Here is a 26,086-nt window from a genome sequence, read left to right on the forward strand (position 1 = left end):
ATTCATGATTTTATTCTTTTCTTTAATCATGAAAGAATTACATTAAAAATGGCTGATTCTGTATAACAACAAAACCAACCATTAATTTTAATTATTTAATTGTCTACTAGACTGGGTGCAGTTCAAATACTTTTTCCATCAGTCCGATTTATTATAGACCCATTTTTCTATAGAACCATTATAGTACGAAAAAACACTTATGATTGTATGTATACATACCCTCATAAGTGTTTTATTTTTGTGAATGGAATTTCGCTTCCATACGATAAATACGTGACCCTTTATCCGAAAATTTCTTTTCATATTCTGTTAAAATATTACTGCCATCGTCTTCTTGATGTAAATTTAGATTTATTTTTGTAAAATACATTCCAAATTGAGACATACTTTCTAAACTGTAGGCAAATAGTCCTCTGTTATCAGTTTTAAAATGTAAATCTCCTTCATCATTTAAGATTTGTTGATACAACGCTAAAAACGTATGATACGTTAAACGTCGTTTTGCATGACGATTTTTTGGCCATGGATCTGAAAAGTTCAAATAAATACGCGAAACTTCGCCGTCTTTAAAATATTCATTTAATTCAATGGCATCATTACAAATAATCTTTAAATTTGTTAAACCCATCTCTTTAACTTTATCCAATACTTTATAAACGATACTTTTCTCACGTTCCATTGAAATATAGTTAATATGAGGATTTTGAGCAGCTAATGTTGTAATAAACTGCCCCATTCCCGAACCAATTTCAATGTGTATCGGTTGCGTTTTATCAAACCATTCAGTCATTTTCCCTGCATGTTGACCGTCCATGTCAACCAATTCAGGATGATCTTTTAAATAATCTTCAGCCCATGGTTTGTATCGAACTCTCATATTTTATTCTCCTCTTAAATAAACATGTTACTATTCATAACTTCATTTAGGAATTTAAGCCAAGTGTTCATATCCTTATATCTTTTTTGCTCTTCATACCATTGCACAAGACCTATAGATTGAATTACCGTATACCATTTCATACGTTTATTTAAATTCAAGCTCTCTTGAACACCATATGTTTCAAGCCATTCAGACCATTGTTGTTGTGGAACATAGTTGTAAAGCAGCATTCCGATGTCAATTGCTGGGTCTGCAATCATTGCGCCTTCCCAATCTACTAAAAATAGTTCATCACGATCAGATAATAACCAATTATTATGATTCACATCACCATGTACAACTGTGAAAAAACGTGAATCTAAACTCGGCATATGCTCTTCCAAATAAGTTAATGATTTTCTCACAATATGATGTGTTAATACTTCTCTTGATAAAGAGGCATTAATTTTATTAAGCATAATCTCAGGAGTAATGGGTTCCATTTCCATACGCTTTAACATACTTAATAAAGGTCTAGAATTGTGTATCTTCTTTAATAAATGTGCAACTCTTGTTTGCTTCATTTCATTTGAAGATAGTTCACGGCCATTTTTCCAATGTTGTGCTGTAACAACCTCGCCTGTTTCTATGCGTTTCGTCCATACTAATTTGGGCACAATACCTTCTGCTGATAATGCCGCAATAAATGGATTTGAATTTCGTTTTAAAAACAACTTTTGTCCATCTTGTTCAGCCATATATGCTTCACCAGATGCACCACCTGCAGAATCAAGTGTCCACCCTAATTGATAAAACTGCTCCAACTCGTCCACCTCACTTTCAATTAGAAAATGGCTCTAGAAATAGGTTTTTCAAGAGCCATATATTCTAATTTATAACACCATACTGGTACAAATTTTATGTCCAGATAATTATTTTAAATCCTCAACCAATGCCTACATTACACGACTAAATTTAAATCGTAATGTCTGTCATTGACACCATACATTCTATAGTCACTTACTTGACATAAAATGTTACCGTGTCTAAAACTACATGTTTTTGTAACTTTTGTAGGCGATAAACTCTAGTTTTCAAAATAATTGCTATCCCATTTTCATGGTTAGCATAAATTTATGAACTGTAACATTTACGTACTTAGTAAAATATGATGCACATCATATTTGTAACTCATAGAAAATTTTATAATTTTTATCATTATATTTCAACTGAAAATGAGAAACAAAATGGCACTTTTTACTAATATGTGTTTTCTAAACAACACTTTTAAGCTTCGTTTTAAATTATAACATAATTCACTTACGAAAGTTGATAAATTTAAGTAATTTAATCTAAAAATATGATGAAAGAATTTTAAATACTGTGTGACTCTATATACTTTTCAAATCCTTCTTGTAGTTGACGCGTAATTGGGCCAACTTTACCATCATTAACTGGTTCACCATCTAATTTAATAACAGGTGTAACCTCAGCTGAAGTACTTGAAACAATAACTTCATCTGCGTTTTTCAAGAAATCTACAGTAAACGTTTCTTCTTTAAATGGGATATTATAGTCTTTGGCAATTTTTTTAATTACAATTCGTGTAATACCATTAAGAATATAGTTGTTAATCGGATGTGTATAAATCACACCGTCTTTAATTGCATAAGCATTACTTGAAGATCCTTCAGTTACAGTTTCGCCTCGATGTTGAATTGCTTCAACTGCATTGTATTTTACAGCATATTCTTTTGCTAATACATTTCCTAATAAGTTCAAGCTTTTAATGTCGCAACGTAACCATCGGATATCTTCAACGGTAACACCATTCACACCATTTTCTAAATGATCATAAGGACGATCATAACTCTTTGTATAAGCAACAATTGCTGGTTCTACTTCAGGTGTCGGGAAGCTATGATTTCTTTCAGCTACACCACGCGTTGCTTGAATATAAATTGCCCCAGTTTCAATTTGATTCATATCAACTAATTTACGAGATAGTTCAATTAATTCTTCTACAGAATAATTTAAATCTAAACCAATCTCATTGGCACTACGTAAAAATCTTTCATAATGTTCTGTTACTGTAAATAACTTACCATTATATACTCGAATGTATTCATAAATACCATCGCCAAATACGTATCCTCTGTCGTTGTATGAAACCTTTGCTTCACTTGGACTTACAAACTCACCATTTAAAAAAATTTTTTCCATATATTATTCCTCCACGCATAATGAATAAATTGCTTCTAAGTAAATACTAGTTGCGTTAAATAACTGTTTTTTAGTGATATATTCATTTTTCTGATGCATTAAATCTTCAGAATCACTAAACATTGCGCCAAATGCTACACCCTTGTCTAAGTTTCTCGCATAAGTACCGCCACCTATAGTATAAGGTTCAGTCATATCATTTGTTTGATTTCTATATGCAGTAACTAACTTTTGTACAAAAGGATCATTTTTATCAACATAATGTGGTGGTTGGACTTTACCTAATTTCATTTCAAAGCCATATTGTTGAATCTCATTTGCAAAACGATCCATAGCTTTTTCAAATTCAAATCCTTCTGGGTAGCGTAAGTTGATACCGAAAAGACCCGCATTTTCATTATCATATGTAATAACACCAATATTAGTTGTCACATCACCCATGACATCTGTATGGAATTTCATTCCCATCTTTTCACCAAAATCTGAATTAAATAAATAGCGATTACTAAATGCTACAAACGCTTGTGCATTATTATCAAGATTTAATGATGCTAAGAATTTTAGTAAGTAAAGACCCGCATTCACACCGATAGATGGATCCATACCATGAACCGCTTTACCTTCAACTGTTAAAACTAGAATGCCACTATCAACAGTATTATCACCTTGTAAATGATTTTGTTCTAAAAAGTACTCAAAGTCTTGAATAACATCTGTCATATTTTCTTTAACAAGCACTCTTGCTTCTGCATGATCAGGCACCATGTTGTAACGTTCACCAGATTTAAAAGTTATTAATTCATAATCAGGTTCATCTTGATCTTCAGTAAGTTTATTTTGAACTAAGTCAAATGTTGTAATGCCTTTTTCACCATGAATACACGGAAATTCTGCATCTGGTGCAAAACCTAATGTTGGCATTTCTTCTGTTTTAAAATAGCGATCCGTACATTTCCAATCAGATTCTTCATCCGTACCAATAATCATATGAATACGTTTCTTCCAATCCACATTCATATCTTCTAATATCTTAATTGCATAATAAGCAGCAATTGTTGGACCTTTGTCATCAAGTGTACCTCTAGCTATGATAGCATCTTCTGTTACAACCGGCTCAAACGGATTACTATCCCATCCATCACCAGCAGGAACAACGTCAACATGACATAAGATACCTAACACGTCATTTCCTTTACCTGCTTCAATTCTTCCTGCAATATGATCCACATCATGTGTTGTAAATCCATCTCTATGTGCAATTTCATACATGTAGTCTAATGCCTTACGAGGACCTGGACCAACTGGTGCGTCTTCTGATGCTTTTGCATCATCTCTCACACTTTCAATTGCTAATAATCCTTTTAAGTCATTAATGATTTGATCTTCGTATTGTTGAACTTTTTCTTTCCACATTCGAAATCGACTTCCTTTTTTCTATAAGTTAAACTCTATTTTACATGAAATGATATAAAAACTACAATAAGATGTCAGAAAATAATAAAAAGGAACAAAACGATGCTATCGATATGACACAAATCATTAATAGCTGCTTTGTTCCTTTTTTAATTTATATATTTAAAATACACGTATTCAAGAGCTCGAGAAATAAATCAATGTGCTAGGCACACAATTTAATATTGACAGTAATTAACTGAACGAAAATGCGCCCTGGGGACCCAACACACAAGCTGGCCAATAGTCAACTTTCAATAATGTACAAGTTGGCGGGACCCAACACACAAGCTGGCCAATAGTCAGCTTTCAATAATGTGAAAGTTGGCGGGACCCAACATAGAGAATTTCGAAAAGATAAAGAAATACGCTTTCTTTAGATATTAGTATTTCTTATGCATGAGTTTCACTCATGTATTCTTCTTTCTATATGCATATTAGCTATGACTAACGATAAAGAACCACTATATAATAAATCATAGTGGTTCTTTATCATTTCTGTCCTGCTCACATCTTATTCTTTATCAGATAATGCATTTTTATTCTTTTTTAAATCTTCTTCAGTGACGATACGTAAATTATTATTTGGTGCTGCGCCACCTTCATCATCAAATTTACCTTTTTCAATACTTTCGTCAGTCTTATTGTCAAATTCGGTAAATTTTGATTTTTCTTCTTCGAAAAATGCTTTTGGATTATTTTTTAATCTATTAGCATATTCTTTCGGATTTGTTTTTACTTCTTTAATTGTTTCATTTGCAATTGTTCCTAATTGCGTCGCTTTATCCTTAGCATTATCTTTATAGCTTTGAGGATCTTGTTTATATTTATTATATTCTGCTTTCAGCTTGTCACGACTATCTTTACGTGTAACAAGTACAGCTGCTACAGCGCCACCTAAACCTAAAATCGCTTTAAATAAATTACCTTTTGCCATATCAATCGTCTCCCTTTTATTTATAATTTAATTTGTCAAAATCATTTTCAGTTAATAAACGATATTCTCCTGAATCTAAATTGCTGTCCAATTCTAAATCAGCAATTTTGATACGTCTTAAATGTAATACCTCATTTTGAATGCTATGAAACATTCGTTTAACTTGATGATATTTTCCTTCATAAATTGTTACGTGCGACGTTTGATTATCAATATAAGTTAATATTGCAGGCTTAACCTTGCCATCAGACAGTGTTACACCTTCTTTAAAAGCTTGAATGTCGTCTTCAGTGATAGGATTTGCTGAAATAACTTCATATTTTTTAGAAACATGTTTGTTTGGACTCATTAATTCATGATTAAAATCACCATCATTCGTTATCAATAAAAGCCCTTCTGTATCTTTATCAAGACGACCAACCGGAAAAATATTTAGATGTTGGTATTCAGGTATTAAATCAATAACGGTTTTTGAATGATGATCTTCAGTTGCCGATATATAACCTTTTGGCTTATTTAACATAATATAGACATTTTCAACGTATTCTATTAATTCTCCACGAACTGATATCTTATCGTTTTCTGGTTCTATATGTGTTTTTGGTGATTTAATTACTTGTTCGTTGACATTTACAAGGCCTTTTTTAAGTAACTGTTTGACCTCATTACGTGTACCGACGCCCATATTTGCTAAAAATTTATCTATTCTCATCGTAAAAACCTAACTCTACGTCTTAATTTTTCAGGAATTTCACCTAAAAATTCGTCCGCAAGACGCGTTTTAATTGTGATTGTACCGTAAATTAGAATACCTACTGTAACACCTAAAATAATAATGATTAAGTAACCCAGTTTAGTAGGTTCTAAAAATAGATTTGCAAGGAAGAATACTAATTCTACACCTAGCATCATAATAAATGAATACAAGAATATTTTTGCAAAATGAATCCAACTATAGCTGAATTTAAACTTCGCATATTTTTTAAGAATATAGAAATTACATCCAATTGCAAATAATAATGCGATACTAGTACTTAAAATTGCACCAGGTGTATGGAATAACATAATTAATGGATAGTTTAACGCTAACTTGATAACTACAGAAGCTAAAATAACATAAACTGTTAATTTCTGTTTATCTATACCTTGTAACATTGATGCCGTTACACTTAATAGTGAAATTAGTATTGCTACAGGCGCATAATAGAATAATAAGCGACTACCATCATGGTTAGGGTCATGACCTAATACAATTGGATCGTAACCATAGAAAACTGTGAATAATGGTTGTGCCAAGGCCATAATTCCAATACTAGCTGGAACAGTTATAAACATTAATACACCAATAGATGTTCTAATTTGATGATGCATTTCATGTAAGCGACCTTCTGCAAATGTTTTTGTAATATAAGGAATTAAACTTACTGCAAAGCCAGCACTTAATGATGTCGGAATCATTACAATTTTATTAGTTGACATATTTAGCATATTAAAGAATATATCTTGTAACTGTGAAGGTATACCAACTAAAGATAAAGCACCGTTATGTGTAAATTGATCTACTAAGTTAAATAATGGATAATTCAAACTTACAATAACGAACGGAATACTATAAGCAATAATTTCTTTATACATCTTGCCATATGACACATCTATATCTGTGTAATCAGATTCGACCATACGATCAATATTATGCTTACGCTTTCTCCAGTAATACCAGAGTGTGAATATACCAATAATCGCACCAACTGCTGCTGCAAAAGTAGCAATACCATTGGCTAATAAAATAGAACCATCAAAGACATTAAGTACTAAATAACTTCCGATTAATATGAAAATCACGCGTGCAATTTGCTCAGTTACTTCTGACACCGCTGTTGGCCCCATAGATTTATAACCTTGGAATATACCCCTCCATGTCGCTAATACAGGAATAAAGATAACAACCATACTAATGATTCTTATAATCCAAGTAATATCATCGACTGACCAACCGTTTTTATCATGAACGTTTCTAGCTAATGTTAATTCAGAAATATAAGGTGCTAGGAAATACAGTACCAAGAAACCTAAAACACCGGTAATGCTCATTACAATAAAACTCGATTTATAAAATTTCTGACTGACTTTATATGCCCCAATAGCATTGTATTTCGCAACATATTTCGAAGCTGCTAAAGGTACACCTGCTGTCGCAACTGCAATTGCAATATTATATGGTGCATAAGCGTATGTGAACGGCGCCATATTTTCTTGTCCACCAATTAAATAGTTGAATGGAATGATAAAAAGTACGCCCAATACCTTGGTAATTAATATACTAATGGTAATTAAAAAGGTTCCACGCACCATTTCTTTACTTTCACTCATTACGAATCTCCCTATCTCATGTTTATTAAAGTTTTGTAAACTAAAAGCTATTTCTCTGTAAAATCATTTTTCATTATTATGAATATATCACAAAACTTTATTTCATTGTCGTATATTCAATGAATTATCATAACAAAATTATCAACGCATTGTCATTGAATACTCGATTTTGATTAGAATATTACGAAATTTCATATGAACATTATACTACTATTTGAGATGAACATCGCATAACAGTAGAAAAATCATTCTTATCATACACATACATCTTCAATTTTTATGAAGTTCACATTATAAATATATTCAACATAATTGTCATCTCATAACATAAGAGATATAGCAAAGTTTAAAAAAGTACTATAAAATAGCAATTGAATGTCCAGTAACAAATTTGGAGGAAGCGTATATGTATCAAACAATTATTATCGGAGGCGGACCTAGCGGCTTAATGGCGGCAGTAGCTGCAAGCGAACAAAGTAACAATGTGTTACTCATTGAAAAAAAGAAAGGTCTAGGTCGTAAACTCAAAATATCTGGTGGCGGTAGATGTAACGTAACTAATCGATTACCATATGCTGAAATTATTAAGAACATTCCTGGAAATGGGAAATTTTTATATAGTCCCTTTTCAATTTTTGATAATGAATCCATCATAGATTTTTTTGAGTCTAGAGGTGTTAAATTAAAAGAAGAAGATCACGGGCGTATGTTTCCAGTCTCCAACAAAGCACAAGACGTGGTTGATACATTAGTGACAACTATCGAACGCCAACATGTAACGATTAAAGAAGAAGAAGCTGTTAGTAGAATCGAAGTTAATACAGACCAAACTTTCACTGTACATACTCAAAGCAGCAGATATGTAAGTCATTCACTTGTGATTGCTACAGGTGGTACAAGTGTCCCTCAAACAGGTTCAACTGGTGATGGTTATAAGTTCGCACAAGATTTAGGTCATACCATTACAGAGTTATTCCCGACCGAAGTTCCAATTACATCAGCTGAACCTTTCATCAAATCAAATCGTCTAAAAGGTTTAAGTTTAAAAGATGTTGAATTGTCAGTACTTAAGAAAAATGGTAAAAAACGCATCAGTCATCAAATGGATATGTTATTTACTCATTTTGGTATCAGTGGTCCAGCTACATTAAGATGTAGTCAGTTTGTTTATAAAGAACAAAAAAATCAAAAGACACAGCATATTTCTATGGCAATCGATGCATTTCCTGAATTAAACCATGAACAATTAAAACAACACATCACATCATTATTATCGGACACACCAGATAAAATCATAAAAAACAGCTTGCATGGACTAATTGAAGAGCGCTATTTACTGTTCATGCTGGAACAAGCTGGAATCGATGAAAATACCACATCACATCACTTATCAAATCAACAATTGAACGACTTAGTAAATATGTTTAAAGGGTTTGAATTTAAGGTAAACGGGACATTACCTATAGATAAGGCATTTGTCACAGGTGGTGGTGTGTCACTTAAAGAAATTCAACCTAAAACAATGATGTCTAAATTAGTTCCGGGATTATTTTTATGTGGTGAAGTATTAGATATACATGGTTATACTGGTGGTTATAATATTACAAGTGCACTCGTAACAGGACATGTCGCTGGATTATATGCCGGTCATTACTCACATGCATCAATGGAATAATAGTATAAAATTTGGTTCGATTCTCTTTTGTAGATCAACTTTTTCATTCAATTAAAAATGACCTTAATATAACTGAGTCACTAAAAAGTGTCGTTATATTAAGGTCATTTCGTTAATTATGATTCTTTTTCGTTTTTAGTACGTCTTCTAGCTAACAAAGCTGCACCTGTAATCAGTGCAAATTCTTTCAATGGTAAATCCATTCCTTCAGAACCTGTATTTGGAAGTTCTTTTTCAACTTTGCGCGATTCATGTGTCTCTTCTTTTTTAATAGGCGTACAAACTTTTGGAGCTGACTGAATTACTTTTGGTGATACTTTCGTCGCTTCAGCTGGTAATTTAATTGCTAAAATTTCATCAACAATGAATTGCGTATGTTGTTTGATATCATTTAATGTCGCATCTTCATCAATCATTCTATTGCCATCTGCAACATATTGATCAATTAATGCTTTTACTTTAGCTAATTGTTCTGGTGTTGCGATCGCTTTAAATTTCGCATATGTTTGTTGAGCAATGTTATCAATGCGCAGTAAGCTATTTTCTTTTTCAGTAATTACTGCTTCTATATCGCCTAATGCAACATTAAATCGTTTTAAAACTGCATCAACATCAGCATTAGTGCGTGCTGTTTTTAATTCTTCATCCATTTGTAATTTTAAAGCAGTTATAGCTTTTAATGCATCAGCCTTATTACGATCACTTACTTTTCGATAATTTTGCACTAAAGCAGTGACGCGTGCAAGATTATCATTAATCGTTTTTTCAGCATCTGGCTTTTTAATAGGATGTACATCTAAATCATGTATTGTTTGTAGATTTAATGATGCTGTTTTATCAACTTGTGCATTGCTACGATCTTGATCAATTTGTCCAATAGCAGTGTCATAAATATTTTGTAACTGTGCTAATATACTATTTCTTTCTTCTACCGTTGCTTGAATATTCGCTTCAATTGCTTGTTTTTTATCGTTGAATAATGTTGTCAATTGTTCTCGAGCAGACGCCTTTCTGTTAATAACAGGTTCGATTTCACGAATTTCGTTTTTCTCATCATGCAATAAATATGCCACATCAGCATTAGTCACTGCACTAGCAATTTGTTGTTTAGCTTTAATTAACTCTTTTTCAACTTGTGCAATTGCAGTATTTTGTTCTTCATCTGTCGCTTCGTTATTTGCTTTAATTAAATTAATTTTATTTGTAGCGATATTTTGAATTTGTTGTAATGCTGTTGCTTTAACTGTTGTCGCTGGTTTAATTTTTGAAATAATATTTTGAGCATCGATACTATTTTGATTAACTTGCGCAGTTTTGTCTGCATGATTGATCTGATCAATAGCCTGATTAAGTGCTTGTTCTACTAAATGTTTAGCAGCTAATCTTTCTTCTTCGGTAGATAAATCACTTTGATCAATAAGTGCATTTTGAGCTTCAGCTTTTGCGCTGACAGATTGACGCGCTGCTGGTTTAACTTGAACTTTAGGTAAAATCACTTTGATGTTGTTGTTACCATCAGCCTCAGTTTGATCCACTTCTGCATTCGTTTTGTTTTGTGCAATATCATTTTTAATTGCATTAACAATTTTATTTAACGCATCAATAGCAACATTTCGTTCATCTTGCGTAGTATCTAGCGTATTTCGGATTGCATCAAGTTGGTTATTATTACTTTCATCAATGTTATCCAACGCTGCTCGTTTACGTCTTACTTTAGGTTTTATTTGCTCTATTGCCTTGATTGTTTGATTTCTAACATCAGTAACAGCAGCATCTTGATTTGTATTTTCTATTTCTTGTTGCGCTTGTTTGAGTGTGTCGCTAATTAATTGATTCGCTTCATCTAATTCATCAACTGTTGCATGTGGTGTATCTTTTATTGATTCTACTTGATTTTCTGCACTTGCTTTTATTGCTTGTTGTGCTTCAGGCTTAATTACAATATGAGGTTGTACACCTTTTAGTGTAGCAATGCCATTTGTTTCAACACGTTTCACATCATTATTCGTTACTGCTTGATTGATGTTTTGTAATGCAAGTTTTTCATTATTCGCTAATTGATTTAAAGCAACTTGTTTTTCTTCATCAGTCGCATGTTCAGCTTGCTCAATTTCTTGCTTTTTAGCTTCATATTGTTGCTTAACTGCATCTCTAGCACCAGCTCTAACAATATGTTCAGGCGTTACTAAAGCAATGCTATCAAGCGCTTGACTAGTTGTATCATCAACTTGTTGATTTGTTCTATTATTCGTAATATCTGTCATGGCTTGATTTACAAATTCATTGATTTTATCTAGTGCTACTTGTCTTTCTTCTGCTGTTGCTTCTTTATCCTGATTAATCTTCGCACGTAATTCATTCGCTTTTTGATTGATTTTTTCACGTGCAGCTGGTTTAACTTTAGTTTCAGGTTGAATAATTTTAATTGCTGATACACCATTTGTTGCTGCTTGATTCACCTGACTGTTCGTTTGAGCTTGGTCAATAGCTGCAAGTGCTTTTTCTTTTTCTTTAGTTAATGCTTGTGAAGCAACTTCTTTCTCATTATCTGTTGAATCAAGACTATTATCAATTTGCTGTTGCTTTTCTTTAACAGCTTTTTCAATATCTGCAATTGCCTTTGGTTTAATTACTACTTCGGCTTCAACATTATCTATAGCATTTACCGCTTGATTTGTAGTTGCGTCTACTTGATCATTTGTTTGGTTTTGATTAATTTGATTAAATGCTTGATCTTTAAGTTGATTGATTTGATTAACAGCAGCCTGCTTTTCTTCATCAGTTGCATTAGGTGTTTGTTTAACCGCTTCAATACGCTTCGCCACTTCAGCAGTGATTTTATCTCGCGCTGCTTGTTTTTTTACTACGTCAACTTGAACAGCATCGATATTATTCTCTGCCACTGTCGCAGCTTGGTCTACTTCCGCATTTGTGTTAGCTTGTTTAATACTTTCAATAGCTTGTTGTCTGTCTTGATTTAAAGTATTAATCGCAGCATTTTTCTCATCATTCGTTGCATCTGGTGTAGCATTGATTTCAGCTAATTTAGTATTATAATGCTGATTGATTTGTGCTAGTGCTGCAGGTTTTTTAACAATATTTGGCTGAATCGCATTAATTGCTTTTGTACCTAATTGTTGCGCTTGATCTACTTCCGCATTTGTATCAGCTTGATTTATATTATTAATTGCCGTTGCTAACTCTTGATCCACTTGATTTAAAGCCACTTGCTTTTCTTCAGTTGTTGCATTTGTGGTTTGATTAATTTCTTGCTTTTTAGCAGTTGCTAAATCATTTAATACACCTGTAGCAGTTTGTTTCTTCGTTACATGCGGTTGAACTGCGCCGATTTGATTGACTGCATCGTCTCTAATACTATTGACCATCGCAGTAGTAGACGTCACACCAATATCAGTTAATGCTCTATTTTTAAGTGTATTGACACGATTTATCGCTTCTTGTTTCTCTTCTCGAGTCGCGCCAGGTGTAGCATTGATATTTGTTATCGCCTCTCGCGCTTTATCATTTACAGCATTGCGAGCATCCGTTTTAACTTGTGTTGCCGGTTGAATCACAACTATATTTTGTGTGCCCTGATCTTTTGCTTGTGCAACTTCTTGATTCGTATCTGCTGCATTAATATTTTGCTTCGCTGTGGCTACAGCTTGATCAAGTAATTGTTGTGCTGCTTGTTGTTCTTCGAGCGTCGCATCATTATTATTAAATATCGTATTATGTTGCGTTTCCGCACTTTTATCGATGGCATTTTTTGCATCTGTTTTTACTTTTGTAGCTGGTGTAATTGCTTGTATTCCTTGAATCGCATTTGTCTTCACTTGTTCAACATTAGCATTGGTATTAGCGTTTAAAATGTTTGTGTTTGCTGCAGTTACAGCAGCATTCACTTTGTCAATTGCTGCTTGTCTTTCTTCTTGAGTCGCATCAGGATTAGCATTGATCTCTGCGATATGTTGTTGTGCATCATGTGATATGGCATCCCTTGCAGCTTGCTTAACAACAGTTACAGGAGCAATTGGATTAATGGCATTTAGACCATCTCCTTTGGCGTTATCAACATCAGCATTTGTTGTTGCTTGATTGATTTGTTCTAAAGCATGGTTGGTTGCTTGAGTTAATTCGTTCAATGCTGCATCTTTCTCTTCCTGAGTTGCTTCTCTATTACTATTTATTTGTTGTCTTTTCGTTGCTGTTGCTTGGTTAATTGCATCTCTTGCAGCTTTTTTATGAGTTACTTGAGGAACAACTGCTCCAATAGTATTGATGCCATTATTTTTAGCTGTTTCTACGTCAGCATTTGTAGTAGCATTCGTAACATTATCAATAGCGTCTGTTTCATCCGTAGCTAATTGATTTATTGCATCTTGAATCTCGTCTTCAGTAGCATCTGGTGTTGCATTGATAATCGCTCTTTGTTTCGTTGCTTTATCACGTATTGCTTTTTTAGCATTTGGTTTAACAACCGGTGTTGCAGTATCCCCACTTAAGGTCTGTATACCTTGATCTTTGATTCTAGTAACGCCAGCATCAGTCGTTTGATCACCAATATCACCAATAATATTGCCTTTATGTTCCTCTATAACTTGTATTGCTGCTTGTTTTTCTTCATCTGTCAGTTCATCATTTTGATTAACTAAATCTTCCATTTGATCAGCTTTTTGGTTTACTGCATTTTCAGCATCAACACTTCGAATTAAAGTATGTTGCATCTGATTAGTTAATGTATCAATATCTGCTTGAGATACTCTTTTATTTAATGGTACATTGTTACGATTTTCAGCTAAAATTGTTTGTGCACGTCTTTTAAGATCATTAAAGATATCTAATGATGCAAATGTATAATCAGCTTGTTGAATACGTCTATCAACTTCACCTTGCAATGCGTCTTTATTCATTATGATATCGATTGTATACGGATTTGTACTTACAGTATGACTTTCAGCAGGTGAATTAATAAAATCTTGTGTATACGTTTTATATGTTAATGTATCGTTAAATGTTACTGTTCTTGGTGTCGGTACATTATTAACACGCAACTTAAACTTTAAATCCAATATTTTATCAGGCATTAGTCGTGCCGGTGAATTCGTTGTGCCACCACCAGCGCTTTTAATTGTTATCACTCGATTCGTCGCATCATACGTGACATTCATATTATTAACATCAACGCCTGAATTGTTACTTGGAAAATCTTTAGTCAATGAGTTATTAACATATTCTACCCCTTCAGGTAATTGAATTTTATAAACAAATTCATCTGTATCTAGAGAAGCACCAGAATTACCATTATTTTTTAGTGATGTTGTAACTGTAAATTCTTTATTATTCGTTGCTGTGGGTTCCATTGTTCGTCTTTCAACATAGACATGCGAACCAGAATGAAGACCGATTGAGTCAACAAAATCATAATATTTGTAACCATCTTTTAGTTGATAAATTCCTCGTGTATCTGTAATTGCATCATTTTTAGGCACAAATTGGATTTTAAGGTTATTTACATTATCTGGCACTTTGAATAATCGCAAAGTTGGTCCGTCTTCAATAGTCTTTTCAGCAATCGTATCGTTAGTAACACCATTTTTAATAATGACATTTGTTGCACCTTGACCATTTTTAGTTGGCATTGTATTAAATTCAAAGATTAATTCAGAATTTGGATTTACTGTTAAAGATTTTTCAATACCATTAAAATCTCCATGATTACTAGCGTCCGTCCCGCTTATACGTCCTAATGCAAGTACATTGCCTTGTGCCTGATAGGTTCTGTTGCTCCCAGCCTCAAACATACTTGTTCTAACCATCGCATGGCTTAGCACACCTACTTTACCACCATTGATAAGTGTAAAGCCTGGTAAATTATCAACAACTGTTACTGATGGTACAGAACGGTTGGTACTTGGTCTAATACCATTGTCATCAAAAGACAGCACTTCGTTAGGTGCATTTTGTCCTGCATTATTGGCATTAGGATCAGTTGTCGGCGTGTATGGCGCTGTAATTGCAACTGGTGCACCACCGTTTCCTGCCGCTGCAGCCGCTGGATCTGCTGGAGTTGCATTAGGATCTGCCGGTGCCGCACGTCTACTTCTCTTTTTCGGTCTATTAGATGCCTGTTCAGCAATTGCAACTAGCTCTGGTTTATCTGAAGAATGACGAACATCTTCTTGAATTTCCTTTAAAGTTAGATGTCCTCCTGAACCATTTTCATTTGTTCTTTTTGGTACATTTAATGTGGTATTATTCGACACTACATCATTATTATTAGCGTTTGACACTGTCTCTGTTGCTGTTGAATTAGCATCAGAATGATTATTATTTTGCGCAGGCGTACTTGATTGCACTGATGTTGGCGTAGCTTGATTTGCTATACTACCATTATTATGATTAACCAATGCTTGATTCGTTGATTGATTAGGTGTATTCTGTGCACTATTTGCTAAACCTCTATTATTAGCAACATTTGTATCTTGTAAATTTACAGGTGTTGCTTGATTAGTATCGCTTTGTACATTATTATCCGTAGTTAAGGCTTGTGCACCATTTGGGTTTGAAAGTAATAAAACTGTTCCGATTAAAGTAGAGAATATGCCTACTTTATACTTCCTAATACTATATTTATTTTTCTTTAACAAATTCATTTCATTTTCCTCCTGGTTGTCTGTTCTCTGCTGTGTTGTTTAGAATTATGCTAAAAATATACGCTCCCTCACATTATGTTTATAGCTATATTATTTTGTACAATATTTTAAGTTCACTCAATTTTATCATCATCATTTTATAAAATAACGTTTTATTTTATTACAATTTAGTTTCCGTTTTGTAATTAAAATCTTAATAAAACATAACAAGAACGCTTTAGATTGTTTTGTAACAGAAAGCAATTCATACCAAAAAACACCAAGCAACCGAAAAGTTACTTGGTGTCATTACAAATGTAATATTATTTCAAATTATGTCACTACTTTAAATACTTTTTATTTCCAAACCTTCATCGCCCCATGCGTGCATGCCGCCTTCGACATTTACGGCATCAATGCCATTTGCCTCTAAATATTCTACAACTTTAGCGCTTCGAACTCCACCAGCACATACAATATAATAGGTTTCATTTTTATTAAATACGTCAAGATTGTCTGGAATGGTATCCATTGGAATTAACTTTGCATTAGGAATATATCCCATTGCTGTTTCTTCATCAGTACGAACATCAACAATTTGAACTGGGTTTGATTCTAAAAGTTTGTTTTTTAATTCATCTGTAGTAATTGACTTCATTTTAAAGTCCTCCTTAAAACTTTATTTAGCTACAATATTGACTAATTTTTTAGGAACAGCGATGACTTTCATGATGTCTTTACCTTCAATACTCGCTTTTACATTGTCATTAGATAAGGCAATTTCTTGCATTTCTTCTTTTGATGTATCTTTAGCAATTTTAATTTTAGCTCTCAATTTACCATTAACTTGAACAACGATTTCTACTTCATCATCTACAAGTAGTGCTTCGTCATAAGTTGGCCAAGGTTGGTACGTAATAGACTCTTCATGTCCTAATTTTGACCATAATTCTTCACCGATATGTGGTGCAATAGGTGCTAACATTTTAACGAAACCTTCAATGTAAGGTTTATAAACTTCATCAACTTTATAACACTCATTAATAAATACCATTAATTGACTAATAGCAGTATTAAATCCTAATGTTTCAAAGTCTTCTGTTACCTTTTTAACAGTTTGGTTATAAACTTTATCTAAAGATTTATTATTTGTAGTAACAATTTTTGAACTCAATGTTCCATCTTCATTTACCATTAAACGCCATACGCGATCTAAGAATCGACGAGACCCATCTAATCCTTTTTCACTCCATGCAATTGCAGCATCTAAAGGTCCCATAAACATTTCGTAAAGACGTAAAGTATCTGCACCATGAGACTGTACTATATCATCAGGATTGATTACATTTCCTTTAGATTTACTCATCTTCTCATTACCTTCTCCTAAAATCATACCTTGGTTAAATAATTTTTGGAAAGGTTCTTTAGTAGGTACGATACCCAAATCATAAAGGACTTTATGCCAAAATCTTGCATATAATAAGTGAAGAACCGCATGTTCTACTCCACCGATATATAAATCAACAGGTAACCAATGTTTTAATTTTTCGGGATCTGCTAACATATTTTCATTTTTAGGATCGATGTAACGTAAATAATACCAACAACTACCTGCCCATTGTGGCATCGTATTTGTTTCACGACGTCCTTTCATACCCGTTTTTTCATCTACAACATTTACAAATGAATCAATATTAGCTAGTGGAGACTCACCAGTCCCTGATGGCTTGATTTCATCTGTTTCAGGTAACAACAATGGTAGCTCTTCTTCAGGAACAGTTGTCATTGTTCCATCTTCCCAATGAATGACAGGAATTGGTTCACCCCAATAACGCTGACGACTGAATAACCAATCTCTTAATTTGTAATTAACTTTCTTTTCGCCAGCACCTTTTTGCTCTAATAATTGAATAGCTTTAGTAATTGCCGCTTCATTTTCTAAACCATCAAGTTCACCAGAATTAATATGTTTACCTTCACCAGTGTATGCTGCTTCTTCAACATTTCCACCTTCAATGACTTCAATGATTGGCAAATCAAACTTTTTAGCAAATTCATAATCTCTGTCATCATGCGCTGGTACTGCCATAATTGCTCCAGTACCATATGTTGATAATACATAATCAGCAATCCAAATTTGTACTTTTTCACCAGATAAAGGATTAATTGCATATGCACCAGTAAACACACCTGATTTATCTTTTGCTAAATCTGTACGTTCTAAATCTGACTTTTTAGAAGCTTCTGTTTGATAAGCTTTTACTTTTTCTTTATATTCATCAGTTGTAATTGAATTAACTAATGCATGTTCAGGACTTAAGACTAAGAATGATGCACCATAGATTGTATCTGGTCTAGTCGTAAATACTTCTACTTTTCCTTCCGCATTATCAACATCAAATGAAACTTTGGCCCCTTCAGAACGTCCAATCCAATTGCGCTGCATATCTTTTAAAGACTCAGGCCAATCTAAATCATCTAAATCTGCTAATAATTGATCTGCATATTCTGTGATTTTAAGTACCCATTGTTTCATCGGCTTACGATAAACTGGATGTCCACCACGTTCAGAGACACCATCAATCACTTCTTCATTAGATAAAACAGTGCCTAATGCTGGACACCAGTTAACTGCAACTTCATCAACGTATGCTAAACCTTTGTTATATAACTGTATGAAAATCCACTGTGTCCATTTATAGTATTCTGGATCTGTTGTATTAACTTCACGATCCCAATCATAACTGAACCCTAATTCTTTAATTTGTCGTTTAAAAGTTTGGATATTTTTCTTTGTAAATTCACGTGGGTCGTTGCCAGTGTCTAAAGCATATTGCTCTGCTGGTAATCCGAATGCATCCCACCCCATCGGATGTAATACATTATAACCTTGCATTCTCTTATATCTTGAAATGATATCTGTTGCTGTATAGCCCTCAGGATGTCCAACATGTAAACCAGCACCTGATGGATATGGAAACATGTCTAAAGCATAAAATTTCTTTTGACCTAAGTTATCATTTGTTTTAAATGTTTTATTTTCGTCCCAATAGTCTTGCCATTTCTTTTCAATTTGATTGTGGTTGTAATTCAACACATTTCCTCCTATTCAATAAAAAAGACACCTCTAACTATTCTATTTACATAGGGACGACATTTGCCGCGTTACCACCCTATTTCACAAAAATTGTGCACTCATTTTAATAGTAAGAGATGTCATTCATTCAATTTAAAATTAATACGATTTACATTTAGTCCTTAACACTAGCTCTCAGCATCACTAGCTTTCTGTAGAAAAGCTCCAAACGAAATTAAATTATACAAATTAATATTATGTTATAACGACATTTATTTCAAGTCTATAACGTTAATTCTATTTACTCATTATGCATCTATTTTTTTAGGTTGCGTATTATTCTCCTTGAAAACCATTAATAATATTAATGCAAATACAAGTAGTAGCATCATACCGATAAACATCATGCGCATATTAAAAGCATCAACTAATACACCACCAAGAAAAGGACCGAATGCTTTTCCTACTGTAGCAGCTGAATTCACAAAACCTTGGTACTGTCCTTGCTTACCATCTGGCGCTAACTGATTAGCTATAGTTGGAACTGCTGGCCATACAAACATTTCTCCAAAAGTTAAAATAATCATACCGACAACAAATATTGTAAAGTTTTCGGCAAAGCTCGTGACAAAGAACGACAACATAAAAATGATGATGCCGACAAACATTTGCTTCTTTAAGTTTCCTTTTAACAGATAGAGAATCGGTTTAATTAATGGTTGTGCTACTAAAATCATTATTCCGTTAATTGTCCATAAAACACTATATTGTGCCATTGAAATATTAATAGATTGTGTAAATGATGCGATTGTAGACTCCCATTGAATATACGCAACCCAACAAATTGCAAACATTGCACAAATTAGTACTAATGAAATAAATCTTGCTTTATTCTTTTTACCAGTAATATCTAAATGAGTTGGATATTTAACTTTCGCATTAATTTCAATATTAAATTGCGTTACCGCGACAAGTGCAAACACAACATACATAATAAGATTGGCTAAAAAGATATAGTTAAAGCTAAATTCTGCGACAAAGCCGCCCATTGCAGCGCCGACAGCAACACCAATATTTTGCGCTAAGTATATCGCGTTAAACGTTTGTCTTCCGCCATTCGGCCACACTGCTCCAGCCATTGCGTATATCGCAGGAATAATCATTCCGCCACCAAAGCCTAACATTACAAGCCATACAGCATACCAAGGCCACCCGTGAAAGAAATTAAGTAGCGTTGTACTACAAAGACAAGTGAAAGTTCCAATTAAAATCGTCTTGTATCCACCTAATTTATCAAATAGTGAACCACCTAATAAGTTTCCAATAACCATGCCAAATGAATTTATCATTAGCACTAAACCAGCAACAGTTAAACTTTTTCCAAGTTCTTGTTTCATATAAATTGTATTTAAAGGCCACAAAAAACTGGAACCAGTAATATTTAACGCCATGCCAATTACTAGCCACCAGACTGATTTAGGTATATTCATATTTCATAGTTCCTCTCTCTTTTTTGTCAAACTATAATAAACACTATAACATTAAAATATGTTAAAATCTGTACTTAGAACTCTTTTTTTATAGAAAGGAAAATGACATATGGGCAATCATTTCCAATACGCTTTTGAAAACAAACGTTATCACACATGGAATTACCATTTAAAAAATAAATTTGGACAAAAAATATTTAAAGTTGCATTGGATGGCGGGTTTGACTGTCCTAACCGCGATGGCACTGTAGCACATGGTGGATGTACATTTTGTTCTGCTGCAGGTAGCGGAGACTTTGCAGGTAATCGTGCAGATTCAATCGCAGTACAATTTAAAGAAATTAAGGAAAAGATGCATGAGAAATGGCACGAAGGAAAATATATTGCTTATTTTCAGGCATTTACAAATACACATGCACCAGTTGAAGTATTAAAAGAAAAATTCGAACCTGTACTTAAAGAACCGGGTGTTGTGGGATTATCTATTGGTACGCGTCCTGACTGTCTACCAGACGATGTTGTCGAATATTTAGCAGATTTGAATCAACGAACATACTTATGGGTTGAATTAGGACTACAAACAATCCATCAATCAACATCTGATTTAATCAATCGTGCCCATGATATGAAAACTTATTATGATGGTGTGGCAAAATTACGTAAGCATAATATCAATGTATGTACACACATCATTAATGGCTTACCTGGCGAAGACTATGACATGATGATGGCTACTGCCAAAGAAGTTGCACAAATGGATGTACAAGGTATTAAAATTCATTTACTTCATTTGTTAAAAGGGACACCGATGGTAAAACAATACGATAAAGGTTTATTAACTTTTATGACTCAAGAAGAATACACAAATCTAGTTGTGGACCAATTAGAAGTGATTCCCCCTGAAATGATCGTTCACCGAATTACCGGTGATGGTCCAATTGATATCATGGTCGGTCCAATGTGGAGTGTTAATAAATGGGAAGTATTAAATGGCATCGATGCTGAATTAGCACGTAGAAATTCTTATCAAGGCTTGCGTTACAAGTCTAAGGTGAAGCAATGAAATTAGAACGTATACTCCCTTTTTCAAAAACACTTATTAAACAACATATAACACCAGAAAGTATTGTTGTAGACGCAACTTGCGGTAACGGCAATGACACTTTATTTTTAGCCGAACAAGTACCAGAAGGACATGTTTATGGTTTCGACATTCAAGATTTAGCTTTGGAAAATACACGTGATAAAGTTAAGGATTTCAATCATGTTTCTTTAATAAAAGATGGACATGAAAATATTGAACATCATATAAATGATGCACATAAAGGTCATATTGATGCAGCCATCTTTAATCTAGGTTATTTGCCTAAAGGTGATAAATCTATCGTGACAAAGCCTGACACGACAATCCAAGCTATTAATTCATTGCTATCTTTAATGTCAATTGAAGGTATTATTGTACTTGTTATATATCATGGTCATAGCGAAGGACAAATTGAGAAGCATGCATTGCTTGATTACTTGAGTACTTTGGATCAAAAGCATGCGCAAGTTTTGCAATATCAATTTTTAAACCAACGTAATCATGCTCCATTCATTTGTGCCATAGAAAAAATTTCTTAAGCATTTGCTGCGCTATACTATTTATAATTTATGATTGAGTAGTCAACATTTGAAAAATTAATACCAACAACAAAAAGAGGTTTTCAAATTAATGAAAACCTCTTTTTATGCTATTAAACTTACACAGCAATAATTGCGTTTAAACTATTTTGCATTGCTGTTGCTCTACTTGCAATCGCATCACTGATGAAATTCAACAACTCTACTTTCTCTTGTTGTAACTTTTCATTGAAATGAATAATAACTGTTCTTTCATCGTCAACAGGACGCTCTTTGTAAATCCATTCTAATTCAACTAAATTATTATACGTTCTAGTACGCTTATACGGTTTGACTTCAACAAATCTGTCCATTTCTTTAAGCGTCATAGAACCTTTTTGCCATAAAGTTAGTAAAATTAAAATTTCTTCTCTAGACATTTTGTACTCGCTTTCAATCTCACTGAAAATTGAGTTAATGTCACCCAAAAGTGTTTCTAATTGCAAAATCCCAAATACAGTATCGTTATTTACTTTTTTCATGCTAAACATCTCCCAATTAATGATCACATATTTAGCCACCATACAAGTATTAACAAACATCCCAACAATCCCAAAACTTGTATGTGCTAACTTATGCTTAAAACTACAAGTGTAAATAAACTTGCTTTCTATTCAATTGTCAAAGTTGAATAAAATTAAATAAGTATAAAAACCAATAATCAATAGAGTTAATATTTAGAAATAAGATAATAGTACATAAAACAAATCACTCTATTACATATTAATTTTATAATTTATATACAAAGAAAATATATCAATATTACCATTAAATTGCAACAATTCTACATATATTTCTTCAAAAAAGATACGCATTGAATTTTTATTACATATAACTCTCATGAAAATTGATTAAACTAAATTAATTAGTTAGCCTTAAATTTAACAAATTAAATCAAACCGAATGAGGCTAAATTGGTTATTTTTCAAGATATGATTTGTATAAATCAAAACATTTCTTACAAATCAAATGTGTATAAAATGTGATATACATTCTCAACCTTAAAAAAGTTAAAAAAAAGATGAGCATCTACTGTCTCATCTTTTTAGAATATTAAATTTCTACAATTTCGTCATCTTCAACAATAAAGCCCATTGTATTGACGCTATTATTTAAGAAAGTCAGAATATAACGCATTACTTCATCGCGTTCTGGCTCATTGTGAACCTCGTGGTAAAAACCTTGCCAAGCTTTAAAATATAATTCAGGTGTTTGATATTTTTCTTTAAACTCATCAATTGCCCTAGTATCAACAATTAAATCCTTCGTTCCATACATTAATAGTGTTGGCATTGGTTGAATGTCATGAATATGAGCCATCGTATCTTTCATCGTCTCATTAATTGTGTTATACCAATGATACGTTGCTTTTTTTAACATTAAACCATCGTTAACTGTTTCTTCAACAATTTCTAAATTACGTGTTAAATCTTTTGGTTCTACACCAACATTAAAACGTGTGTCTTTTGAAATTTTACCTATATTTGAAACAAGTTTATCTTTACGATTTTTTCCATTCTTTTGAAGTTCTAGCATAGGAGAAATTAACATCATCCCCTCGATTGGAAATTCTACTTTTTCAAGTAAATTTAATAAAATCAAACCGCCAAGTCCTACTCCTAATACATAAGTAGGAATTTTATATTCATTAGCTATCTTTAACCAGTCTAACAAACTTTCGTGATACGTTTGAAAGTTTTCAATTTGTCCTTTATTAGCTCTTGAAGTTTGACCTTGACCAGGCAAATCTCCCATAATCACATGATAGCCATTTCTTCTTAACATCGTAATAACATATGCATATCTTCCCGTATGTTCTAATATATTATGAGCAATAACAACGACGCCTTTCGCATCATTTTCAGCTTCCCACTTCCACATTATTATACTGCCCCTTTTTCATTAATCTTCAATAACATAATTATAGCAAATTCACTATGTAGATTTCTATTTATAGTATTATTGTTGTCCATATTATTATATTCAAATGAAATCAACATCAATAATAGTGTAATTATACATAATTATTTTTGATCGTTTTTGATGAAAACGCTTTCTCGAATATTTTTTTCATGCTAAACTTATTGTAAACACAAGGGTTTGGAGGAGTAGCAATGGCACTATTAAAGAATTTTTTTATCGGATTATCTAATAATAGTTTTTTAAACAACGCAGCAAAAAAAGTGGGCCCACGTTTGGGTGCCAATAAAGTCGTTGCCGGAAATACAATTCCAGAGTTAATTAATACAATCGAATACTTAAATGACAAGAATATCGCTGTTACGGTAGACAATTTAGGGGAATTTGTCGGTACAGTTGAAGAAAGTAATCATGCTAAAGAACAAATTTTAACTATTATGGACGCGCTTCATCAACATGGCGTAAAGGCACATATGTCTGTTAAATTAAGTCAGTTAGGTGCAGAATTCGACTTAGAATTAGCTTACCAAAATTTAAGAGAGATTTTACTTAAAGCAAATACTTACAACAATATGCATATAAATATTGATACTGAAAAATATGCTAGCCTGCAACAAATTGTTCAAGTTTTAGATCGATTAAAAGGCGAATTTAGAAATGTTGGTACTGTAATTCAAGCATATCTATACGATAGCCATGAATTAGTTGATAAATACCAAGATTTACGATTACGTTTGGTTAAAGGTGCATATAAAGAAAACGAATCAATTGCATTTCAATCTAAGGAAGACGTAGATGCAAATTACATCAAGATAATTGAACAACGTTTGTTAAACGCACGCAATTTCACTTCAATTGCAACACATGACCATCGCATCATTAATCATGTAAAACAATTTATGAAAGAAAATCACATTGAAAAAGATCGTATGGAATTCCAAATGCTCTATGGTTTTAGATCAGAGTTAGCAGAAGAAATCGCAAATGAAGGCTATAATTTCACTATTTATGTACCTTATGGCGATGATTGGTTTGCGTATTTTATGAGAAGATTAGCAGAACGCCCACAAAACCTATCTCTTGCTGTAAAAGAATTTGTGAAACCTGCTGGCTTAAAACGTGTTGGCATAATTGCAGCTTTAGGAGCTACAGTTATGTTAGGTTTAAGTACAATTAAAAAATTATGCCGTAAATAGTGCAAGGCATAAACAATAATTTAGGAGTCTGGAACAATAATCAATGTTCTAGGCTCCTAAATGTTATATAGGCAATTCTGAATCATTTATAAATCTTTGATTATGAACTCACAACAGCGCTCTATGCTTTTATAGATTTTAATAAATTAGCCATTTCAATTGCACTTACTGCTGCTTCGGCACCTTTATTGCCAGCTTTCGTACCTGCTCTTTCCACAGCTTGTTCAATACTTTCAGTCGTTAAAATACCAAATATGACTGGTACATTAGTTTGATCATTTACTTTAGAAACACCTTTCGCGACTTCATTACAAACATAATCATAATGAGACGTAGCACCGCGAATTACGCATCCTAATGTAATTACTGCATCATAATTTCCTGATGAGGCTAATTTTTTAGCTACTAAAGGAATTTCAAACGCACCCGGAACAAATGCTACATCAATATTGTCTTCATTAACATCATGTCGAATCAAAGTATCTTTTGCACCTTCAAGTAATCTTCCAGTGATAAAATCATTAAATCGACTAACTACGATTGCAACTTTCAAATCTTTTCCAATTAATTTACCTTCAAAATTCATGTTAA

At 33.0% G+C, this 26,086-nt stretch carries 19 protein-coding genes; 4 read left to right on the top strand and 15 right to left on the bottom strand.

Annotated elements, in window-relative coordinates:
* Positions 1 to 232: 232 nt before the first annotated feature.
* The 7 genes from trmB to IDG45_RS11885 form a co-directional block, all read right to left on the bottom strand.
* Positions 233 to 877 carry a tRNA (guanosine(46)-N7)-methyltransferase TrmB gene (trmB, locus tag IDG45_RS11855; protein WP_001266157.1) on the bottom strand — a complete coding sequence of 215 codons (645 nt, stop codon included), beginning with the start codon at positions 875 to 877 and terminating at the stop codon, positions 233 to 235.
* A gap of 14 nt (positions 878 to 891) precedes the next feature.
* Positions 892 to 1,683 (bottom strand): phosphotransferase family protein, encoded by a 792-nt coding sequence (locus IDG45_RS11860; RefSeq protein WP_000434769.1) that lies wholly within the window; start codon positions 1,681 to 1,683, stop codon positions 892 to 894.
* A gap of 550 nt (positions 1,684 to 2,233) precedes the next feature.
* Positions 2,234 to 3,082, bottom strand: a complete 849-nt coding sequence (gene dat, locus IDG45_RS11865; protein WP_000411088.1) for a D-amino-acid transaminase — start codon at positions 3,080 to 3,082, stop codon at positions 2,234 to 2,236.
* 3 nt (positions 3,083 to 3,085) lie between these two features.
* Complete coding sequence (gene sapep / locus IDG45_RS11870) at positions 3,086 to 4,495, bottom strand: Mn(2+)-dependent dipeptidase Sapep (protein WP_054193898.1); 1,410 nt, start codon at positions 4,493 to 4,495, stop codon at positions 3,086 to 3,088.
* A gap of 553 nt (positions 4,496 to 5,048) precedes the next feature.
* On the bottom strand, positions 5,049 to 5,471 hold the full coding sequence (locus IDG45_RS11875) for a YtxH domain-containing protein (protein ID WP_206171634.1): 423 nt from the start codon (positions 5,469 to 5,471) through the stop codon (positions 5,049 to 5,051).
* Between the two features lie 16 nt (positions 5,472 to 5,487).
* The gene (locus tag IDG45_RS11880; protein WP_001217117.1) at positions 5,488 to 6,183 is read right to left on the bottom strand and encodes a pseudouridine synthase; all 696 of its coding nucleotides are present in this window, start codon (positions 6,181 to 6,183) and stop codon (positions 5,488 to 5,490) included.
* Positions 6,180 to 7,841 (bottom strand): putative polysaccharide biosynthesis protein, encoded by a 1,662-nt coding sequence (locus tag IDG45_RS11885; protein ID WP_000004344.1) that lies wholly within the window; start codon positions 7,839 to 7,841, stop codon positions 6,180 to 6,182. Before IDG45_RS11885 ends, IDG45_RS11880 begins: the two co-directional genes overlap by 4 nt.
* A gap of 406 nt (positions 7,842 to 8,247) precedes the next feature.
* Between IDG45_RS11885 and IDG45_RS11890 the strand changes: the two genes are divergently transcribed.
* Complete coding sequence (locus tag IDG45_RS11890) at positions 8,248 to 9,516, top strand: BaiN/RdsA family NAD(P)/FAD-dependent oxidoreductase (protein WP_031927455.1); 1,269 nt, start codon at positions 8,248 to 8,250, stop codon at positions 9,514 to 9,516.
* 116 nt (positions 9,517 to 9,632) lie between these two features.
* Here the strand turns inward: IDG45_RS11890 and sasC are convergent, their stop codons facing one another.
* The 4 genes from sasC to IDG45_RS11910 form a co-directional block, all read right to left on the bottom strand.
* Positions 9,633 to 16,172: an LPXTG-anchored aggregation protein SasC gene (gene sasC, locus IDG45_RS11895; RefSeq protein WP_042908081.1), complete on the bottom strand. Its 6,540-nt coding sequence runs from the start codon at positions 16,170 to 16,172 to the stop codon at positions 9,633 to 9,635.
* 325 nt (positions 16,173 to 16,497) lie between these two features.
* Positions 16,498 to 16,809 carry a rhodanese-like domain-containing protein gene (locus IDG45_RS11900; protein WP_000836469.1) on the bottom strand — a complete coding sequence of 104 codons (312 nt, stop codon included), beginning with the start codon at positions 16,807 to 16,809 and terminating at the stop codon, positions 16,498 to 16,500.
* A gap of 21 nt (positions 16,810 to 16,830) precedes the next feature.
* Positions 16,831 to 19,248, bottom strand: a complete 2,418-nt coding sequence (leuS, locus tag IDG45_RS11905; RefSeq protein WP_001807162.1) for a leucine--tRNA ligase — start codon at positions 19,246 to 19,248, stop codon at positions 16,831 to 16,833.
* Between the two features lie 287 nt (positions 19,249 to 19,535).
* Entirely contained in the window at positions 19,536 to 20,717 is a 1,182-nt protein-coding gene (locus IDG45_RS11910) for an MDR family MFS transporter (RefSeq protein ID WP_001025061.1), read from the bottom strand.
* A 109-nt stretch (positions 20,718 to 20,826) separates the two neighbouring features.
* On the opposite strand from IDG45_RS11910, the gene mnmL reads away from it, so the two are divergent.
* Positions 20,827 to 21,780: a tRNA modification radical SAM protein MnmL/YtqA gene (gene mnmL / locus IDG45_RS11915; protein WP_000526539.1), complete on the top strand. Its 954-nt coding sequence runs from the start codon at positions 20,827 to 20,829 to the stop codon at positions 21,778 to 21,780.
* Positions 21,777 to 22,340: a tRNA 5-(aminomethyl)-2-thiouridylate-methyltransferase MnmM gene (gene mnmM / locus IDG45_RS11920; protein WP_000764419.1), complete on the top strand. Its 564-nt coding sequence runs from the start codon at positions 21,777 to 21,779 to the stop codon at positions 22,338 to 22,340. The genes mnmL and mnmM overlap by 4 nt, the downstream gene beginning before the upstream one ends.
* A 119-nt stretch (positions 22,341 to 22,459) precedes the next feature.
* Here mnmM and IDG45_RS11925 read toward each other — a convergent pair whose 3' ends face one another.
* The 3 genes from IDG45_RS11925 to IDG45_RS11935 all read right to left on the bottom strand — a co-directional run bounded on the left by IDG45_RS11925 (position 22,460) and on the right by IDG45_RS11935 (position 24,382).
* Positions 22,460 to 22,861 (bottom strand): transcriptional regulator, SarA/Rot family, encoded by a 402-nt coding sequence (locus IDG45_RS11925; RefSeq protein ID WP_000757543.1) that lies wholly within the window; start codon positions 22,859 to 22,861, stop codon positions 22,460 to 22,462.
* Between the two features lie 571 nt (positions 22,862 to 23,432).
* A complete protein-coding gene (locus tag IDG45_RS11930; RefSeq protein WP_000266089.1) occupies positions 23,433 to 24,260 on the bottom strand; it encodes an alpha/beta fold hydrolase in 828 nt (275 codons plus the stop codon).
* 2 nt (positions 24,261 to 24,262) lie between these two features.
* Entirely contained in the window at positions 24,263 to 24,382 is a 120-nt protein-coding gene (locus IDG45_RS11935) for a hypothetical protein (RefSeq protein ID WP_072357767.1), read from the bottom strand.
* Positions 24,383 to 24,493: 111 nt separating this feature from the next.
* Between IDG45_RS11935 and IDG45_RS11940 the strand changes: the two genes are divergently transcribed.
* Entirely contained in the window at positions 24,494 to 25,495 is a 1,002-nt protein-coding gene (locus tag IDG45_RS11940) for a proline dehydrogenase family protein (protein WP_001196354.1), read from the top strand.
* Between the two features lie 121 nt (positions 25,496 to 25,616).
* Here IDG45_RS11940 and ribH read toward each other — a convergent pair whose 3' ends face one another.
* Complete coding sequence (gene ribH / locus IDG45_RS11945) at positions 25,617 to 26,081, bottom strand: 6,7-dimethyl-8-ribityllumazine synthase (RefSeq protein ID WP_001008551.1); 465 nt, start codon at positions 26,079 to 26,081, stop codon at positions 25,617 to 25,619.
* Positions 26,082 to 26,086: the final 5 nt, after the last annotated feature.

This window comes from Staphylococcus sp. EG-SA-10, assembly GCF_017151945.1.
GTDB lineage: Bacteria > Bacillota > Bacilli > Staphylococcales > Staphylococcaceae > Staphylococcus > Staphylococcus aureus.

What these genes read in the sequence shown, in the direction of transcription:
- mnmM (WP_000764419.1), top strand. Translation starts at nt 21,777, where the DNA reads ATGAAATTAGAACGTATACTCCCTTTTTCAAAAACACTTATTAAACAA.
- IDG45_RS11910 (WP_001025061.1), bottom strand. Translation starts at nt 20,717, where the DNA reads ATGAATATACCTAAATCAGTCTGGTGGCTAGTAATTGGCATGGCGTTA.
- IDG45_RS11940 (WP_001196354.1), top strand. Translation starts at nt 24,494, where the DNA reads ATGGCACTATTAAAGAATTTTTTTATCGGATTATCTAATAATAGTTTT.
- ribH (WP_001008551.1), bottom strand. Translation starts at nt 26,081, where the DNA reads ATGAATTTTGAAGGTAAATTAATTGGAAAAGATTTGAAAGTTGCAATC.
- dat (WP_000411088.1), bottom strand. Translation starts at nt 3,082, where the DNA reads ATGGAAAAAATTTTTTTAAATGGTGAGTTTGTAAGTCCAAGTGAAGCA.
- IDG45_RS11900 (WP_000836469.1), bottom strand. Translation starts at nt 16,809, where the DNA reads ATGAAGTCAATTACTACAGATGAATTAAAAAACAAACTTTTAGAATCA.
- sasC (WP_042908081.1), bottom strand. Translation starts at nt 16,172, where the DNA reads ATGAATTTGTTAAAGAAAAATAAATATAGTATTAGGAAGTATAAAGTA.
- sapep (WP_054193898.1), bottom strand. Translation starts at nt 4,495, where the DNA reads ATGTGGAAAGAAAAAGTTCAACAATACGAAGATCAAATCATTAATGAC.
- IDG45_RS11930 (WP_000266089.1), bottom strand. Translation starts at nt 24,260, where the DNA reads ATGTGGAAGTGGGAAGCTGAAAATGATGCGAAAGGCGTCGTTGTTATT.
- IDG45_RS11925 (WP_000757543.1), bottom strand. Translation starts at nt 22,861, where the DNA reads ATGAAAAAAGTAAATAACGATACTGTATTTGGGATTTTGCAATTAGAA.
- IDG45_RS11875 (WP_206171634.1), bottom strand. Translation starts at nt 5,471, where the DNA reads ATGGCAAAAGGTAATTTATTTAAAGCGATTTTAGGTTTAGGTGGCGCT.
- IDG45_RS11880 (WP_001217117.1), bottom strand. Translation starts at nt 6,183, where the DNA reads ATGAGAATAGATAAATTTTTAGCAAATATGGGCGTCGGTACACGTAAT.
- IDG45_RS11885 (WP_000004344.1), bottom strand. Translation starts at nt 7,841, where the DNA reads ATGAGTGAAAGTAAAGAAATGGTGCGTGGAACCTTTTTAATTACCATT.
- mnmL (WP_000526539.1), top strand. Translation starts at nt 20,827, where the DNA reads ATGGGCAATCATTTCCAATACGCTTTTGAAAACAAACGTTATCACACA.
- IDG45_RS11890 (WP_031927455.1), top strand. Translation starts at nt 8,248, where the DNA reads ATGTATCAAACAATTATTATCGGAGGCGGACCTAGCGGCTTAATGGCG.
- trmB (WP_001266157.1), bottom strand. Translation starts at nt 877, where the DNA reads ATGAGAGTTCGATACAAACCATGGGCTGAAGATTATTTAAAAGATCAT.